Annotated in this window: 13 protein-coding genes; 11 read left to right on the top strand and 2 right to left on the bottom strand. The window is 66.6% G+C overall.

The features are described from left to right. Position 1 precedes the first annotated feature (1 nt). The 11 genes from nuoE to VQ067_RS12550 all read left to right on the top strand — a co-directional run bounded on the left by nuoE (position 2) and on the right by VQ067_RS12550 (position 12,905). Positions 2-502 (top strand): NADH-quinone oxidoreductase subunit NuoE, encoded by a 501-nt coding sequence (gene nuoE, locus VQ067_RS12600; protein WP_003090460.1) that lies wholly within the window; start codon positions 2-4, stop codon positions 500-502. After that, the gene (nuoF, locus tag VQ067_RS12595) at positions 499-1,845 is read left to right on the top strand and encodes an NADH-quinone oxidoreductase subunit NuoF (protein ID WP_003090462.1); all 1,347 of its coding nucleotides are present in this window, start codon (positions 499-501) and stop codon (positions 1,843-1,845) included. Before nuoE ends, nuoF begins: the two co-directional genes overlap by 4 nt. Before the next feature lie 131 nt (positions 1,846-1,976). Then, a complete protein-coding gene (gene nuoG, locus VQ067_RS12590; protein WP_003090464.1) occupies positions 1,977-4,694 on the top strand; it encodes an NADH-quinone oxidoreductase subunit NuoG in 2,718 nt (905 codons plus the stop codon). After that, the gene (gene nuoH / locus VQ067_RS12585) at positions 4,691-5,686 is read left to right on the top strand and encodes an NADH-quinone oxidoreductase subunit NuoH (RefSeq protein ID WP_003090465.1); all 996 of its coding nucleotides are present in this window, start codon (positions 4,691-4,693) and stop codon (positions 5,684-5,686) included. The genes nuoG and nuoH overlap by 4 nt, the downstream gene beginning before the upstream one ends. Positions 5,687-5,697: 11 nt before the next feature. Then, positions 5,698-6,246 carry an NADH-quinone oxidoreductase subunit NuoI gene (gene nuoI, locus VQ067_RS12580; RefSeq protein WP_019486397.1) on the top strand — a complete coding sequence of 183 codons (549 nt, stop codon included), beginning with the start codon at positions 5,698-5,700 and terminating at the stop codon, positions 6,244-6,246. A gap of 11 nt (positions 6,247-6,257) precedes the next feature. Continuing rightward, positions 6,258-6,758: an NADH-quinone oxidoreductase subunit J gene (nuoJ, locus tag VQ067_RS12575; protein WP_003090473.1), complete on the top strand. Its 501-nt coding sequence runs from the start codon at positions 6,258-6,260 to the stop codon at positions 6,756-6,758. Between the two features lie 45 nt (positions 6,759-6,803). Next, entirely contained in the window at positions 6,804-7,112 is a 309-nt protein-coding gene (gene nuoK / locus VQ067_RS12570; protein WP_003090475.1) for an NADH-quinone oxidoreductase subunit NuoK, read from the top strand. After that, a complete protein-coding gene (nuoL, locus tag VQ067_RS12565) occupies positions 7,109-8,956 on the top strand; it encodes an NADH-quinone oxidoreductase subunit L (protein ID WP_009314012.1) in 1,848 nt (615 codons plus the stop codon). Before nuoK ends, nuoL begins: the two co-directional genes overlap by 4 nt. Before the next feature lie 27 nt (positions 8,957-8,983). After that, on the top strand, positions 8,984-10,513 hold the full coding sequence (nuoM, locus tag VQ067_RS12560; protein ID WP_003097684.1) for an NADH-quinone oxidoreductase subunit M: 1,530 nt from the start codon (positions 8,984-8,986) through the stop codon (positions 10,511-10,513). 7 nt (positions 10,514-10,520) lie between these two features. After that, positions 10,521-11,981: an NADH-quinone oxidoreductase subunit NuoN gene (gene nuoN / locus VQ067_RS12555; protein ID WP_003090482.1), complete on the top strand. Its 1,461-nt coding sequence runs from the start codon at positions 10,521-10,523 to the stop codon at positions 11,979-11,981. 114 nt (positions 11,982-12,095) lie between these two features. After that, positions 12,096-12,905 (top strand): class I SAM-dependent methyltransferase, encoded by an 810-nt coding sequence (locus tag VQ067_RS12550; protein ID WP_019371700.1) that lies wholly within the window; start codon positions 12,096-12,098, stop codon positions 12,903-12,905. Positions 12,906-13,111: 206 nt separating this feature from the next. Here the strand turns inward: VQ067_RS12550 and VQ067_RS12545 are convergent, their stop codons facing one another. Both VQ067_RS12545 and VQ067_RS12540 read right to left on the bottom strand, forming a co-directional pair. Continuing rightward, positions 13,112-14,170: an AI-2E family transporter gene (locus tag VQ067_RS12545; RefSeq protein WP_003090487.1), complete on the bottom strand. Its 1,059-nt coding sequence runs from the start codon at positions 14,168-14,170 to the stop codon at positions 13,112-13,114. 159 nt (positions 14,171-14,329) lie between these two features. Then, a complete protein-coding gene (locus VQ067_RS12540; protein ID WP_073646317.1) occupies positions 14,330-16,015 on the bottom strand; it encodes a methyl-accepting chemotaxis protein in 1,686 nt (561 codons plus the stop codon). Between the last annotated feature and the right edge of the window lie 31 nt (positions 16,016-16,046).

Genomic DNA, 16,046 nt, shown 5'->3' with positions numbered 1-16,046 from the left:
CATGAGCCAGAGCAACCTGATTCAGACCGACCGTTTCGTCCTCAGCGAAACCGAGCGCTCGTCCATCGAGCATGAAATGCATCACTACGAGGACCCGCGCGCGGCGTCCATCGAAGCCCTGAAGATCGTCCAGAAGCAGCGCGGCTGGGTGCCGGACGGCGCCATCCCGGCGATCGGCGAGGTGCTGGGAATCCCGGCCAGCGACGTCGAAGGCGTCGCCACCTTCTATAGTCAGATATTCCGCCAGCCGGTGGGCCGCCACATCATCCGCGTCTGCGACAGCATGGTCTGCTACATCGGCGGCCACGAGTCGGTGGTCGGCGAGATCCAGAAGCAACTCGGCATCGGTCTCGGCCAGACTACCGCCGACGGACGCTTCACCCTGCTCCCGGTCTGCTGCCTGGGCAACTGCGACAAGGCCCCGGCGCTGATGATCGACGACGACACCCATGGCGACGTGCGTCCCGACGGTGTCGCCAAACTGCTGGAGGCCTACGTATGACCCTTACCTCCATTGGTCCGGCCAACCGCATGACGCGTTCGGCGGAAACCCATCCGCTGACCTGGCGCCTGCGCGAAGACGCCCAGCCCGTCTGGCTCGAGGAATATCAGAGCAAGGACGGCTATGCCGCGGCGCGCAAGGCGCTGACCCAGATGGCCCAGGACGACATCGTCCAGACCGTCAAGGACTCCGGCCTCAAGGGCCGCGGCGGCGCGGGCTTCCCCACCGGCGTGAAGTGGGGCCTGATGCCGAAGGACGAGTCGCTGAACATCCGCTACCTGCTGTGCAACGCGGACGAGATGGAGCCGAACACCTGGAAGGACCGCATGCTCATGGAGCAGCTGCCGCACCTGCTGGTGGAAGGCATGCTGATTTCCGCGCGTGCGTTGAAGGCCTACCGCGGCTACATCTTCCTGCGCGGCGAATACGTCGATGCGGCGCGCAACCTCAACCGCGCCATCGACGAAGCCAAGGCCGCCGGCCTGCTCGGCAAGAACATCCTCGGCAGCGGCTTCGATTTCGAGCTGTTCGTCCACACCGGTGCCGGCCGCTACATCTGCGGCGAAGAGACCGCGCTGATCAACTCGCTGGAAGGCCGCCGCGCCAACCCGCGTTCCAAGCCGCCCTTCCCCGCCGCCGTCGGCGTCTGGGGCAAGCCGACCTGCGTGAACAACGTGGAGACGCTGTGCAACGTGCCGGCCATCGTCGGCAACGGCGTGGACTGGTACAAGACCCTGGCCCGCCCCGGCAGCGAAGACATGGGCACCAAGCTGATGGGCTTCTCCGGCAAGGTGAAGAACCCCGGCCTGTGGGAACTGCCGTTCGGCGTCAGCGCCCGCGAGCTGTTCGAGGACTACGCCGGCGGCATGCGCGACGGCTTCCAGCTCAAGGCCTGGCAGCCCGGCGGCGCCGGTACCGGCTTCCTGCTCCCGGAGCACCTGGATGCGCAGATGTTCGCCGGCGGCATCGCCAAGGTCGGCACCCGGATGGGCACCGGCCTGGCCATGGCGGTGGACGACAGCATCAACATGGTTTCCCTGCTGCGCAACATGGAAGAGTTCTTCGCCCGCGAGTCCTGCGGCTGGTGCACCCCCTGCCGCGACGGCCTGCCGTGGAGCGTGAAGCTGCTGCGCGCCCTGGAGCGGGGCGAAGGCCAGCCCGGCGACCTCGAGACCCTCGAGCAACTGGTCAACTTCCTCGGCCCAGGCAAGACCTTCTGCGCCCATGCGCCGGGAGCCGTCGAGCCGCTGGGCAGCGCCCTCAAGTATTTCCGTGCCGAATTCGAGGCGGGCATCTCCCGCCAGCCTTCGGCCGCGCCGCGCCCGGCAACGGTCGGCGCCTGATGCTTTGCAGCCGGACGGCCAGCCGTCCGGCGATGTTTCGTCGTCGTGCCGCGGCCCGGCCGCAGGCCCGACGGAACCGTGAGTTTCTATTAGCCACGCCCGCTGACAACGGGCCAACGAAGACTTGAACCATGGCCACTATCCACGTAGACGGCAAGACGCTCGAAGTCGATGGTGCAGACAACCTCCTGCAGGCCTGTCTGTCCCTCGGTCTCGACATTCCCTACTTCTGCTGGCACCCGGCGCTCGGTAGCGTCGGCGCCTGCCGCCAGTGCGCGGTGAAGCAGTACACCGACGAGAACGACAAGCGTGGTCGCCTCGTCATGTCCTGCATGACCCCCGCCACCGACAACACCTGGATCTCCATCGAAGACGAAGAGGCCAAGCAGTTCCGCGCCAGCGTCGTCGAATGGCTGATGACCAACCACCCGCACGACTGCCCGGTGTGCGAGGAAGGCGGTCACTGCCACCTGCAGGACATGACGGTGATGACCGGCCACAACGAGCGCCGGTATCGCTTCACCAAGCGCACCCACCAGAACCAGGAACTCGGCCCGTTCATCGCCCACGAGATGAACCGCTGCATCGCCTGCTACCGCTGCGTGCGCTACTACAAGGACTACGCCGGCGGCACCGACCTCGGCGTCTACGGCGCCCACGACAACGTCTACTTCGGACGGGTCGAGGACGGCGTGCTGGAAAGCGAGTTCTCCGGCAACCTCACCGAGGTCTGCCCCACCGGCGTGTTCACCGACAAGACCCACTCCGAGCGCTACAACCGCAAGTGGGACATGCAGTTCGCCCCGAGCATCTGCCACGGCTGCTCCAGCGGCTGCAACATCAGCCCCGGCGAGCGCTACGGCGAGATCCGCCGCATCGAGAACCGCTACAACGGCTCGGTCAACCACTACTTCCTCTGCGACCGCGGTCGCTTCGGCTACGGCTACGTCAACCGCGAAGACCGTCCGCGCCAGCCGCTGCTGGTGCTGAGCAAGCAGAAGCTGAGCCTGGACGGCGCCCTCGACCAGGCCGCCGCCCTGCTGAAGGAGCGCAAGGTGGTCGGCATCGGTTCGCCGCGCGCCAGCCTGGAAAGCAACTTCGCCCTGCGCGAGCTGGTTGGCGAAGGCAACTTCTACAGCGGCATCAACGAAGGCGAGCTCGACCGCCTGCGCCTGATCCTGCAGGTCATGCAGGAAGGCCCGCTGCCGGTGCCGAGCATCCGCGACATCGAGGACCACGACGCGGTCTTCGTCCTCGGCGAGGACCTGACCCAGACCGCCGCCCGCATCGCCCTGGCCCTGCGCCAGTCGGTGAAGGGCAAGGCCGTCGAGATGGCCGCCGACATGAAGGTCCAGCCGTGGCTCGACGCCGCGGTGAAGAACATCGCCCAGCACGCGCAGAACCCGCTGTTCATCGCCAGCGTCAGCGCGACCCGCCTCGACGACGTGGCCGAGGAAACCGTCCACGCCGCACCGGACGACCTCGCCCGCCTCGGCTTCGCCGTGGCCCACGCGATCGACCCGAGCGCTCCAGCCGTGGCCGACCTCGACCCGCAGGCCCAGGCCTTCGCCCAGCGCATCGCCGATGCCCTGCTGGCGGCCAAGCGTCCGTTGGTGGTGTCCGGCAACTCGCTGGGCAACAAGGCACTGATCGAAGCCGCGGCGAACATCGCCAAGGCCCTCAATCAGCGCGAGAAGAACGGTTCCATCAGCCTGGTGGTCGGCGAAGCCAACAGCCTCGGCCTGGCGCTCTTCGGCGGCGACTCCGTGGAAGCCGCGCTCGAGCGACTGACCTCCGGACAGGCCGACGCCGTGGTGGTGCTGGAGAACGATCTCTACCGCCGCACCGACGCCGCCCGTGTCGACGCAGCCCTGGCGGCGGCCAGGGTGGTGATCGTCGCCGATCACCAGCAGACCGCCACCACCGCCAAGGCGCACCTGGTGCTGCCGGCGGCCAGCTTCGCCGAAGGCGACGGCACCCTGGTCAGCCAGGAAGGCCGCGCCCAGCGCTTCTTCCAGGTGTTCGACCCGACCTACTACGACGCCAGGAACATGGTCCGCGAGGGCTGGCGCTGGCTGCATGCGATCCACAGCACCCTGCAAGGCAAGCGCGTCGACTGGACCCAGCTGGACCACGTCACCGAAGCCGTGGCCGAGGCCAAGCCGATCCTGGCCGGTATCCGCGACGCCGCACCGGCCGCCTCGTTCCGCATCAAGGGCCTCAAGCTGGCCCGCGAACCGCACCGCTACAGCGGGCGCACCGCCATGCGCGCCAACATCAGCGTGCACGAACCGCGCACCCCGCAGGACATCGACTCGGCGTTCGCCTTCTCCATGGAAGGCTACTCCGGCAGCCAGGAAGACCGTCAGCAGATCCCGTTCGCCTGGTCGCCGGGCTGGAACTCGCCGCAGGCCTGGAACAAGTTCCAGGACGAGGTCGGCGGCCACCTGCGCGCCGGCGACCCCGGCGTGCGCCTGATCGAACCGAAGGGCGAAGGCCTCGACTGGTTCCAGGCCGTGCCGGTGCCGTTCAGCGCCAAGGCCGACAGCTGGAAGGTAGTGCCGCTGTACCACCTGTTCGGTAGCGAGGAAAACAGCTCGCGGGCCGCGCCGATCCAGCAGCGCATCCCGGAGACCTACGTCGCCCTGTCCAAGGAAGACGCGGACCGCCTCGGCGTCAACGACGGCGCGACCCTCGGCTTCCAGCTCAAGGGCCAGGCCCTGCGCCTGCCGCTGCGCATCGATGAACAACTCGGCGCCGGCCTGATCGGCCTGCCGGTCGGCTTCGCCGGCATCCCGGCGGCGATCGCCGGCTGCTCCGTGGAAGGTCTGCAGGAGGCTGCACAATGAGTTGGCTGACTCCCGCTCTGGTCACCATCATCCTCACCGTGGTCAAGGCCATCGTGGTGCTGCTCGCCGTGGTCATCTGCGGCGCCCTGCTCAGCTGGGTCGAGCGCCGCCTGCTCGGCCTCTGGCAGGACCGCTACGGCCCCAACCGGGTCGGTCCGTTCGGTGCGTTCCAGCTCGGCGCGGACATGGTCAAGATGTTCTTCAAGGAGGACTGGACCCCGCCGTTCGCCGACAAGATGATCTTCACCCTGGCTCCGGTGATCGCGATGGGCGCCCTGCTCGTCGCCTTCGCCATCGTGCCGATCACCCCCACCTGGGGCGTGGCGGACCTGAACATCGGCATCCTGTTCTTCTTCGCCATGGCCGGCCTGACGGTGTACGCCGTGCTGTTCGCCGGCTGGTCGAGCAACAACAAGTTCGCCCTGCTCGGCAGCCTGCGCGCCTCGGCCCAGACCATCTCCTACGAGGTGTTCCTGGCCCTGTCGCTGATGGGCATCGTCGCCCAGGTCGGCTCGTTCAACATGCGCGACATCGTCCAGTACCAGATCGACAACGTCTGGTTCATCATTCCGCAGTTCTTCGGCTTCTGCACCTTCATCATCGCCGGCGTCGCCGTGACCCACCGTCACCCGTTCGACCAGCCGGAAGCGGAGCAGGAACTGGCGGACGGCTACCACATCGAGTACGCCGGGATGAAATGGGGCATGTTCTTCGTCGGCGAGTACATCGGCATCGTGCTGGTCTCGGCGCTGCTGGCAACCCTGTTCTTCGGCGGCTGGCACGGTCCGTTCCTGGACACCCTGCCCTGGCTGTCGTTCTTCTACTTCGCCGCCAAGACTGGCTTCTTCATCATGCTCTTCATCCTGATCCGCGCCTCGCTGCCGCGTCCGCGCTATGACCAGGTGATGGCGTTCAGCTGGAAGGTGTGCCTGCCGCTGACCCTGATCAACCTGCTGGTGACCGGCGCGCTCGTGCTGGCCGCGGCCCAGTAAGGAGAACCACCGTGATCAAAGAAATCATCAACGTCGTGCATGGCACCTTCACCCAGCTTCGCAGCCTGGTGATGATCTTCAGCCATGCCTTCCGCAAGCGCGACACCCTGCAATACCCCGAAGAGCCGGTCTACCTGCCGCCGCGCTATCGTGGCCGGATCGTCCTGACCCGCGACCCCGACGGCGAGGAACGCTGCGTAGCCTGCAACCTGTGCGCCGTGGCCTGTCCGGTTGGCTGCATCTCCCTGCAGAAGGCCGAGACCGAGGACGGTCGCTGGTATCCGGAGTTCTTCCGCATCAACTTCTCGCGCTGCATCTTCTGCGGCCTGTGCGAGGAAGCCTGCCCGACCACCGCGATCCAGCTCACCCCGGACTTCGAGATGGGCGAGTTCAAGCGCCAGGACCTGGTCTACGAGAAGCACGACCTGCTGATCTCCGGCCCGGGCAAGAACCCGGACTACAACTACTACCGCGTTGCGGGGATGGCGATCGCCGGCAAGCCGAAAGGCGCCGCGCAGAACGAAGCCGAACCGATCAACGTGAAAAGCCTGCTGCCATAAGGAGACGTCGCGTGGAATTCGCTTTCTATTTCGCTGCCGGCGTCGCCGTACTGGCCACGCTGCGGGTCATCACCAACAGCAACCCGGTGCATGCCCTGCTCTACCTGATCATTTCCCTGCTGGCCATCTCGATGACCTTCTTCAGCCTCGGCGCACCCTTCGCCGGCGCCCTGGAGATCATCGTCTACGCTGGCGCCATCATGGTTCTGTTCGTCTTCGTGGTGATGATGCTCAACCTCGGCCCGGCCGTGGTCGAGCAGGAGCGCAAGTGGCTCACGCCCGGCATCTGGGTCGGGCCTTCGGCCCTGGCCCTGGTCCTGCTGGTGGAACTGCTGGTGGTCCTCGCCCGCACCCCGAGCGGTGCCGGCATCGGCCATACCACGGTAGACGCCAAGGCGGTCGGCATCAGCCTCTACGGCCCGTACCTGCTGGTGGTCGAACTGGCCTCCATGCTGTTGCTCGCGGCCCTGGTCGCTGCCTATCACCTGGGTCGTCAAGACGCCAAACAATAAAGGTTCGGCGGGCGCCCTGCGCCCGCCCCAAGGGAACGTAACGCTATGAACGCAATACCACTGGAACACGGCCTGGCCCTCGCCAGCGTCCTGTTCGCCCTCGGACTGGTCGGCTTGATGGTGCGACGCAACATCCTGTTCGTACTGATGAGCCTGGAAGTGATGATGAACGCCGCCGCCCTCGCCTTCGTGGTCGCCGGCAGCCGCTGGGGCCAACCCGACGGCCAGGTGATGTTCATCCTGGTGCTGAGCCTCGCGGCCGCCGAAGCGAGCATCGGCCTGGCGATCCTGCTGCAACTGTATCGCCGCTTCCACACCCTCGATATCGACGCTGCCAGCGAGATGCGCGGATGAACCTTCTACCTCTTACCTTCCTGTTCCCCCTGGTCGGCTTCCTGCTGCTGTCGTTCTCCCGCGGCAGGTGGTCGGAAAACCTTTCGGCGCTGGTCGGCGTCGGCTCGGTCGGCCTCTCCGCCCTGAGCGCGGCCTGGGCCATCTTCAGCTTCCACAGCAGTCCGCCGGAAGGCGGCGCCTACAGCCTGGTGCTGTGGCAGTGGATGGCGGCCGGCGACTTCAGCACCAACTTCACCCTGTACCTGGACGGCCTCTCGGTAACCATGCTCGGCGTGGTTACCGGCGTCGGCTTCCTGATCCACCTGTTCGCCTCCTGGTACATGCGTGGCGAAACCGGCTATTCGCGCTTCTTCGCCTACACCAACCTGTTCATTGCCAGCATGCTGTTCCTGGTGCTGGGCGACAACCTGCTGTTCCTCTACTTCGGCTGGGAAGGCGTGGGCCTGTGCAGCTACCTGCTGATCGGCTTCTACTACAGCAATCGCAACAACGGTAACGCGGCGCTCAAGGCATTCATCGTCACCCGCGTCGGCGACGTGTTCATGGCTTTCGGCCTGTTCATCCTGTTCCAGCAGTTCGGCACCCTGAACATCCAGGAGCTGCTGGTGCTGGCGCCGCAGAAGTTCCCGGAAGGCAACCTCTGGCTGACCCTGGCGACCCTGGCCCTGCTCGGCGGCGCGGTCGGCAAGTCCGCCCAGCTGCCGCTGCAGACCTGGCTGGCCGACGCCATGGCCGGCCCGACCCCGGTCTCCGCGCTGATCCACGCCGCCACCATGGTGACCGCCGGCGTCTACCTGATCGCCCGTTGCCACGGCCTGTTCACCCTGGCCCCGGACATCCTCGAACTGGTCGGCATCGTCGGCGCGGTGACCCTGGTCCTGGCCGGCTTCGCCGCCCTGGTGCAGACCGATATCAAGCGCATCCTCGCCTACTCGACCATGAGCCAGATCGGCTACATGTTCCTCGCCCTCGGCGTCGGCGCCTGGGACGCGGCGATCTTCCACCTGATGACCCACGCCTTCTTCAAGGCCCTGCTGTTCCTCGCCTCGGGCGCGGTGATCGTCGCCTGCCACCACGAGCAGAACATCTTCAAGATGGGCGGGCTGTGGAAGAAGCTGCCGCTGGCCTACGCCAGCTTCGTGGTCGGCGGCGCGGCGCTGGCCGCCCTGCCCTTCCTCACCGCGGGCTTCTACTCCAAGGACGAGATCCTCTGGGAGGCCTTCGCCAGCGGCCATCGCGAGTTGCTGATCGCCGGCCTGGTGGGTGCGTTCCTGACCTCGATCTACACCTTCCGCCTGATCTTCGTCGCCTTCCACGGCGAGCCGAAGACCGAAGCCCACGCCGGCCACGGGATTTCCCACTGGCTGCCGCTCAGCGTGCTGATCGTCCTGTCGACCTTCGTCGGTGCCCTGATCACCCCGCCGCTGGCCGGCGTCCTGCCGGAAAGCGTCGGCCACGCCGGTGGCGAAGCCAAGCACAGCCTGGAACTGGCCTCGGGCGCCATCGCCATCGCCGGCATCCTGCTGGCCGGCCTGCTGTTCCTCGGCCAGCGCCGCTTCGTCAGCGCCCTGGCGAAGAGCGCCCCGGGTCGCTTCTTCGGTACCTGGTGGTACCACGCCTGGGGCTTCGACTGGCTGTACGACAAGCTGTTCGTGAAACCCTACCTGCTGCTCTGCCAATTGCTGGGGCGCGACCCCATCGACCGTACCCTGGGCGTCGTTCCGTTCAGCGTGCGCGGCGGACACAACCTCCTCAGCCTCACCGAGAACGGCCGCCTGCGCTGGTACGCCGCTTCCCTGGTGGGTGGCGCCGCCATCCTGCTCGGCGCGCTGCTGCTGGCCTAACGAATTCACGGAGAGACTGAGCCTGTCATGATTCTGCCCTGGCTAATCCTGATCCCCTTCATCGGCGGTTTCCTCTGCTGGATCGCCGAACACAGCAGCAAGACCCTGCCCCGCTGGATCGCGCTGCTTTCGATGACCCTGGTCCTGATCCTGAGCCTGTGGATCTGGGCCACCGGCGACTTCCAGCTGGCGCCCGCGCCCGGCGGCGAGCCGGAATGGACCCTGCAATTCAAGGTGCTGTGGATCGAGCGTCTCGGCATCAGCATCCACCTGGCGATGGATGGCCTGTCGCTGCTGATGGTCGCCCTCACCGGCCTGCTCGGCGTGCTCTCGGTCCTCTGCTCCTGGAACGAGATCCAGCGCCGCATCGGCTTCTTCCATCTGAACCTGCTGTGGATCCTGGGCGGTGTGATCGGCGTGTTCCTCGCCATCGACCTGTTCCTGTTCTTCTTCTTCTGGGAAATGATGCTGGTGCCGATGTACTTCCTCATCGCGCTGTGGGGACACAGTTCCGATGACGGCAAGAAGACCCGCATCTACGCCGCCACCAAGTTCTTCATCTTCACCCAGGCCAGCGGCCTGGTGATGCTGGTGGCGATCCTCGGCCTGGTGTTCGTCAACTTCAATGCCACCGGCGTGATCACCTTCGACTACGCCACCCTGCTGAAGACCCAGCTGAGCCCCCACGTGGAATGGCTGCTGATGCTCGGCTTCTTCGTCGCCTTCGCGGTGAAGATGCCGGTGGTGCCGGTGCATTCCTGGCTGCCGGACGCCCACGCCCAGGCGCCCACCGCCGGCTCCGTGGACCTCGCCGGCATCCTCCTGAAGACCGCCGCCTACGGCCTGATCCGCTTCGCCCTGCCGCTGTTCCCCAACGCCTCGGCGGAATTCGCGCCGATCGCCATGTGGCTCGGCATCATCGGCATCTTCTACGGTGCCCTGCTGTCCTTCGCGCAGACCGACATCAAGCGCCTGGTCGCCTACTCCAGCGTTTCGCACATGGGCTTCGTGATGATCGGCATCTACTCCGGCAGCCAGGTCGCGCTGCAGGGCGTGGTGGTACAGATGATCGCCCACGGCCTCTCCGCCGCGGCGCTGTTCATCCTCTGCGGCCAGCTCTACGAGCGCCTGCATACCCGCGACATGCGCAAGATGGGCGGCCTGTGGTCGCGCATGCCCTACCTGCCGGCGATCAGCCTGTTCTTCGCCTCGGCGTCGCTGGGCCTGCCCGGCACCGGCAACTTCGTCGGCGAGTTCCTGATCCTGATCGGCGCCTTCAAGGTGGTCCCGGTGATCATCGTGATCGCCACCTTCGGCCTGGTCTTCGCCTCGGTCTACTCGCTGATCATGATCCACCGCGCCTACTTCGGACCCAGCCAGTCCGACGAGCCGATCCTCGGCCTCGACGCCCGCGAACTGAGCATGGTGCTCGGCCTGGCGGTCCTGCTGGTCCTGCTCGGGGTCTACCCGCAGCCGGTGCTGGACATCTCCGCGGCCAGCATGCACGGCGTGCAGCAATGGCTGGGCGCAGCCCTTTCCACCCTTGCAGGACGGTAGTCGCGAAATGACCTTTACGATCCAACACTTCATCGCGCTCCTGCCACTGCTGATCACCAGCGCCACCCTGGTGGTGGTGATGCTGGCGGTAGCCTGGAAACGCAATCACTCGTTCACCGCCACTCTCTCGGTGATCGGCCTCAACCTGGCCCTGCTGTCGCTGCTGCCGGTCCTCGGCGTCACCCCGATCGAGGTGACCCCGCTGGTGCTGGTGGACAACTACGCCTGCTTCTACATGGCCCTGGTGCTGGTCTCCGCCCTGGCCTGCGTGACCCTCGCCCACGCCTACATGGAAAGCTATCCGGGTAACCGCGAAGAGCTGTACCTGCTCCTGCTGCTGGCCACCGCCGGCGGCCTGGTGCTGGTCAGCGCGCAGCACCTGGCCAGCCTGTTCATCGGCCTGGAGCTGCTCTCGGTCCCGGTCTACGGGATGGTCGCCTACGCCTTCTTCAACAAGCGCTCGCTGGAAGCCGGCATCAAGTACACCGTGCTCTCGGCCGCCGGCTCCGCCTTCCTGCTGTTCGGCATGGCCCTGCTCTACGCCGAGTCCGGTACCCTGGGCTTCGCCGGCCTTGGCGCCAAGGTCGCCGAGCACGTGCTGAGCGGTCCGCTGGTCAGCGTTGGCGTCGGCATGATGCTGGTCGGCCTGGGCTTCAAGCTGTCGCTGGTGCCCTTCCACCTGTGGACCCCGGACGTCTACGAAGGCGCCCCGGCGCCGGTCTCGGCGTTCCTCGCCACCGCCAGCAAGGTCGCGGTGTTCGCCGTGCTGCTGCGGCTGTTCCAGATCGCCCCGGCGGCCCTGGACAACCAACTGCTGAACATCTCCCTGAGCGTTATCGCGGTCGCCTCGATCCTCTTCGGCAACCTGCTGGCACTGACCCAGAGCAACATCAAGCGCCTGCTCGGCTACTCGTCCATCGCCCACCTGGGCTACCTGCTGGTCGCCCTGATCGCCAGCAAGGGCATGGCCGTGGAAGCGGTCGGCGTCTACCTGGCCACCTACGTACTGACCTCCCTCGGCGCGTTCGGCGTGATCACCCTGATGTCCACCCCGTACAGCGGCCGCGACGCCGATGCGCTGTTCGAGTACCGCGGCCTGTTCTGGCGCCGGCCGGTGCTGACCGCGGTGATGACCGTGATGATGCTGTCGCTGGCAGGCATCCCGCTGACCGCCGGCTTCATCGGCAAGTTCTACGTGATCGCGGTCGGCGTCGAGTCGCACCTGTGGTGGCTGATCGGCGCCCTGGTGCTGGGCAGCGCCATCGGCCTGTACTACTACCTGCGGGTCATGGTCACCCTGTTCCTGGTCGAGCCCGGCATCCGCCAGCACGACGCACCGTTCAACTGGGGCCAGCGCGCCGGCGGCATCATGCTGGTGGCCATCGCCCTGCTGGCGTTCTTCCTCGGCGTCTACCCGCAGCCGCTGCTGGAAATCCTCCAGCATTCCGGCCTGGCCCTCGCCGGCTGAGTCGCCCGCTCCACGAAAACCCCGCCTCGGCGGGGTTTTTCTTTGGCCCGCCCCACGCACCCTGCCCCGCTGCCGTGGCATGCTCCGCGCTCCATGGATGAACCCGGAGGCCTCATGCCCACCTTCCACGATATCGACGTCCTGCGACACAACAGCGCCAGTTGGGACGCCCAGGCCGCCCGTGACTGCGAATGGTCGCGACCGGTCAGCGCCGAAGAGGTCGCCGCCGCACGCCGCGGCGACTGGGCGGTAAAGCTGACCCCGGGCGCGTTACCCACTCACTGGCTGGGCGACGTACGCGGCCGCGAGATCCTCTGCCTGGCCTCGGCCGGCGGCCAGCAGGCGCCGATCCTTGCCGCCGCCGGCGCACGGGTCACGCTGTTCGACGCCTCGGCGGGACAGCTGGACAAGGACCGCCAGGTCGCCGCCCGCGACCGCCTCGAACTGGCCTGCGTGCAGGGCGACATGCGCGACCTCTCGACCTTCGCCGATGCCTCCTTCGACCTGGTCTTCAATCCCATCTCCAATCTCTACGTCGACGATGTCCTGCCGGTCTGGCGCGAATGCGCGCGGGTGCTGCGGCCGGGCGGCAAGCTGCTGGCGAGCTTCTACAACCCGGCGCTGTTCATCGAGGACCGCTCGCCGGAACTGGCAGAGCAGGGCCTGATCCGGCCGCGACATCGCCTGCCCTACTCCGACCTGGAAAGCCTCTCCGCCGAAGCCCTCGCGGCGAAGCGCGAGAAAGGCGAAGCCCTGGTGTTCGGCCATAGCCTGACCCAGCAAATCGCCGGCCAGCTCGCCGCCGGCCTGCTGCTGCAGGATTTCTACGAAGACTGGCAACCGCACCCGCGCTTCGTCATCGACCGCTTCATGCCGACCTTCCTCGCCACCTGCGCGCTCAAGCCGAGGTCCGCCGCCGGTTGACAGCGGCGAGCCCTGAGGAGTGCCGGCAAGCGCTGCTCCATGTCCGGTTGCGCAACGGTCGCGATGTACCGGGTTCGACGCACTGTTAGCCGAAGGCCCCAGGCACTGCCTGGAGCGGCTCAGCCACGACAGCGCCGTCCATGATGCTTCAAGGCCTGAAACGAACAAGCCCCGCATTCGCGGGGCTTGTCTGCCACGGGCGCGACTCAGGCCTGTGGTTCTTCCTCGCGACCAGTGAACAGGTCCCAACTGGCCATGAACAGCGCGGCGATCAGCGGGCCGATGACGAAGCCGTTGAGGCCGAACAGGGCCATACCGCCGAGGGTGGAGATCAGCACCACGTAGTCCGGCATCTTGGTGTCCTTGCCGACCAGGATCGGGCGCAGGATGTTGTCCACCAGGCCGATCACCACCACGCAGAACAGGATCAGCACTACGCCCTGCCAGATCGCCCCGGTGAGCAGGAAATAGGCCGCCACCGGCGCCCAGATCAGCGCCGCGCCGATGGCCGGCAGCAGCGACAGGAAGGCCATCAGGGTGCCCCAGAGCAAGGCGCCCTCGATGCCCAGCACCCAGAAGATCAGGCCGCCGAGAGCGCCCTGGGTGGCAGCCACGGCGATGTTGCCCTTCACCGTGGCGCGGATCACCGTGGTGAACTTGGCGAACAGGTGGTGCTTGTGTTCCTGGCTCAGCGGCACCGCCTGCTTGATCCGCCGGCCGAGCACGCGACCGTCGCGGAGGAGGAAGAACAGCAGGTAGAGCATGATGCCGAAGCTGATGACGAAGTCGAGGGTGTTCTGGCCGATGCTGAACGCCTTGGTCGCCACCACCTGGCTGGCCTGCATCGCCACCGAGGAGAGCTTCTCCTGCAGGCTCGAGAGATTGGCCAGGTCGAAGCGCTCCAGCCACTGGTGCACCGATGGCGGCAAGGCGGCCACCGCCTGCTGCAGGTAGGCGGCGAAGTTCAGTTCGCCGGACTTGACCCGCTGGTAGACGCTCGCGCCTTCCTGCACCAGCGAACCGGCGATGAAGATCACCGGGATGATCACGATCAGCACGCAGATCAGCAGGGTGATCAGCGCGGCGAGGTTCTTCCGATCCCTCAGACGCACCTGCAGGCGGCGTTGCACCGGGGCGAAGATGATCGCCAGGATGGTGCCCCAGAACACCGCGCCGTAGAACGGCAGCAAGAGCCAGCCGAAGGCGAGCGTGACCACCGCCAGCAACAGGAGAAAAGTCCGGGATTCCAGTTTCGTGTCGAGCATGTCCAATCCATCTGGCAGTGGGAAGCAAAGCATTAGTCAGCCGGCGGAGGTGGATCGTTCACGACTGCCGGCCGACTCCGCCGAATAATGACAGGAAGGCTCTGTGGCGCACCACTGCCGGCTGGCTCTTTTGCCGGCAGCGGTCGCGCGGGGGAAGGGTCAGATGCGGAACTGGCCGACCAGCCGGCCCAGGCCCTGGCCCAGTTGCGCCAGGCTGCGGGCGGTCTGCGCGCCCTGCTGGGCCTCGTCGGCGACGCTGTCCACCGCGCCGGCGATCTGGTGCACGCTGCGGTTGATCTCCTCGGCCACCGCGGTCTGTTCCTCGGCGGCGCTGGCGATCTGCGCGTTCATCGCGTTGATGGTGGCAATCAATTGGGCGATGGCGTCCAGCGAATCGCCGGCCTGGTTGGCCTGGTTGCTGGTGCCCTCGCCGGCCTCGCCGGAACGGCGCATGGCGTCGACCGCGGCGTTGGTGCCCTGCTGCAGGCGATCGATCATGCCCTGGATTTCCTGGGTGCTCTGCTGGGTGCGGCTGGCCAGCGCCCGCACTTCGTCGGCGACCACCGCGAAGCCACGTCCGGCCTCGCCGGCACGGGCCGCCTCGATGGCCGCGTTGAGCGCCAGCAGGTTGGTCTGTTCGGCAATCGAGCGGATCACCCCGAGCACGCTGACGATCGACTGCACGTCCTGTTGCAGGCTGTCCAGCGAGGAACCGCTGTCGCGGATCTCGTCCACCAGCGCGTGGATGCGCTCGATGCTGCCGTCCACCACGCGCTTGGCCGCCTGGCCTTCGTGGTCGGTCTGCTGCGCGGCCTCGGCGGCGCGCTGGGCGCTCTGCGCCACTTCATGGGCGGCGGCGGACATCTCGTTGATCGCGGTGGCGACCTGATCGGTCTCGTGGCGCTGGCGCTCCATGGCCTGCTCGGAACGCTCGGCCTGGGCCGACATCTGCTCCACCAGTTGCTTGAGGTCGCCGGTCATCCCGGCGATCTGCCGCACCAGACCGTGGATCTTCTCGACGAAGCGGTTGAAGGAACCGGCCAGCTCGCCCAGCTCGTCGTGGCTGGTCACCGGCAGGCGGCGGGTCAGGTCGCCCTCGCCGGCGGCGATGTCGTCGAGGTTCTGGCGGATCTGGTGCAGCGGACGCAGCATCGCGTTGGCCACCGCCAGGCCGATCACCAGCAGGACCACCAGGAGGACCCCGGCGATCGCCACGATGCTGGCGATCAGGGTGCCGATACGCTCGTCGATGGCTTGCTTGATCTCCACCAGTTGGGCCTCGACGCCGTCGAGGTTGATCGCCGAGCCGATCACCATGTCCCACTTCGGCAGGTACAGGGTGTACGACAGCTTCGGCACCATGACGCTTTCGTTGCCCGGCAGCGGCGAGGTATAGGTCACGTAGTGGCTGCCGCTCTTGCCTGCCTCCACCAGTTCGCGGTTGAGGTAGACGCCGCTGGGATCGCGGCGGTCGCGGAAGCTCTTGCCGACATCCACCGGGCTGTCGCCACGGAACAGGCGCACCACCTGGGAGTCGTAGCCGAAGATATAGCCGTCCTTGCCGTACTTGACCTTCGACAGGCGCGCAATAGCCTCGGCGCGGGCGTTCAGGTCGCCGTTGGCCGAGCGGTCGTACTCGGCCTGGATACTGCCCATGGCGATCTGCACATAGTGCTCGAGTTCGGCACGACGGTCGCCGAGCAGGCGCTCGCGGGTATCCTTGACTTCGGTATCAGCCTGTTTTTTCAGGATCAGCACCGCTCCGCCGCTGAGCACCAGGGCGAAGAGCAGCACCGGCACCATGGCCAGCAGGAGGACTTTGGATTTCAGGGTCAGACGCATCATCAACTCCTAGCATGACGCCCAATAAAAAACG

Source organism: Pseudomonas sp. KBN12P06040 (genome assembly GCF_037574965.1).
Lineage (GTDB): Bacteria > Pseudomonadota > Gammaproteobacteria > Pseudomonadales > Pseudomonadaceae > Pseudomonas > Pseudomonas aeruginosa.
This window is presented reverse-complemented; position numbering and strand designations above follow the sequence as displayed.

What these genes read in the sequence shown, in the direction of transcription:
- nuoE (WP_003090460.1), top strand. Translation starts at nt 2, where the DNA reads ATGAGCCAGAGCAACCTGATTCAGACCGACCGTTTCGTCCTCAGCGAA.
- nuoF (WP_003090462.1), top strand. Translation starts at nt 499, where the DNA reads ATGACCCTTACCTCCATTGGTCCGGCCAACCGCATGACGCGTTCGGCG.
- VQ067_RS12545 (WP_003090487.1), bottom strand. Translation starts at nt 14,170, where the DNA reads ATGCTCGACACGAAACTGGAATCCCGGACTTTTCTCCTGTTGCTGGCG.
- nuoG (WP_003090464.1), top strand. Translation starts at nt 1,977, where the DNA reads ATGGCCACTATCCACGTAGACGGCAAGACGCTCGAAGTCGATGGTGCA.
- nuoM (WP_003097684.1), top strand. Translation starts at nt 8,984, where the DNA reads ATGATTCTGCCCTGGCTAATCCTGATCCCCTTCATCGGCGGTTTCCTC.
- nuoK (WP_003090475.1), top strand. Translation starts at nt 6,804, where the DNA reads ATGAACGCAATACCACTGGAACACGGCCTGGCCCTCGCCAGCGTCCTG.
- VQ067_RS12550 (WP_019371700.1), top strand. Translation starts at nt 12,096, where the DNA reads ATGCCCACCTTCCACGATATCGACGTCCTGCGACACAACAGCGCCAGT.
- VQ067_RS12540 (WP_073646317.1), bottom strand. Translation starts at nt 16,015, where the DNA reads ATGATGCGTCTGACCCTGAAATCCAAAGTCCTCCTGCTGGCCATGGTG.
- nuoN (WP_003090482.1), top strand. Translation starts at nt 10,521, where the DNA reads ATGACCTTTACGATCCAACACTTCATCGCGCTCCTGCCACTGCTGATC.
- nuoL (WP_009314012.1), top strand. Translation starts at nt 7,109, where the DNA reads ATGAACCTTCTACCTCTTACCTTCCTGTTCCCCCTGGTCGGCTTCCTG.
- nuoH (WP_003090465.1), top strand. Translation starts at nt 4,691, where the DNA reads ATGAGTTGGCTGACTCCCGCTCTGGTCACCATCATCCTCACCGTGGTC.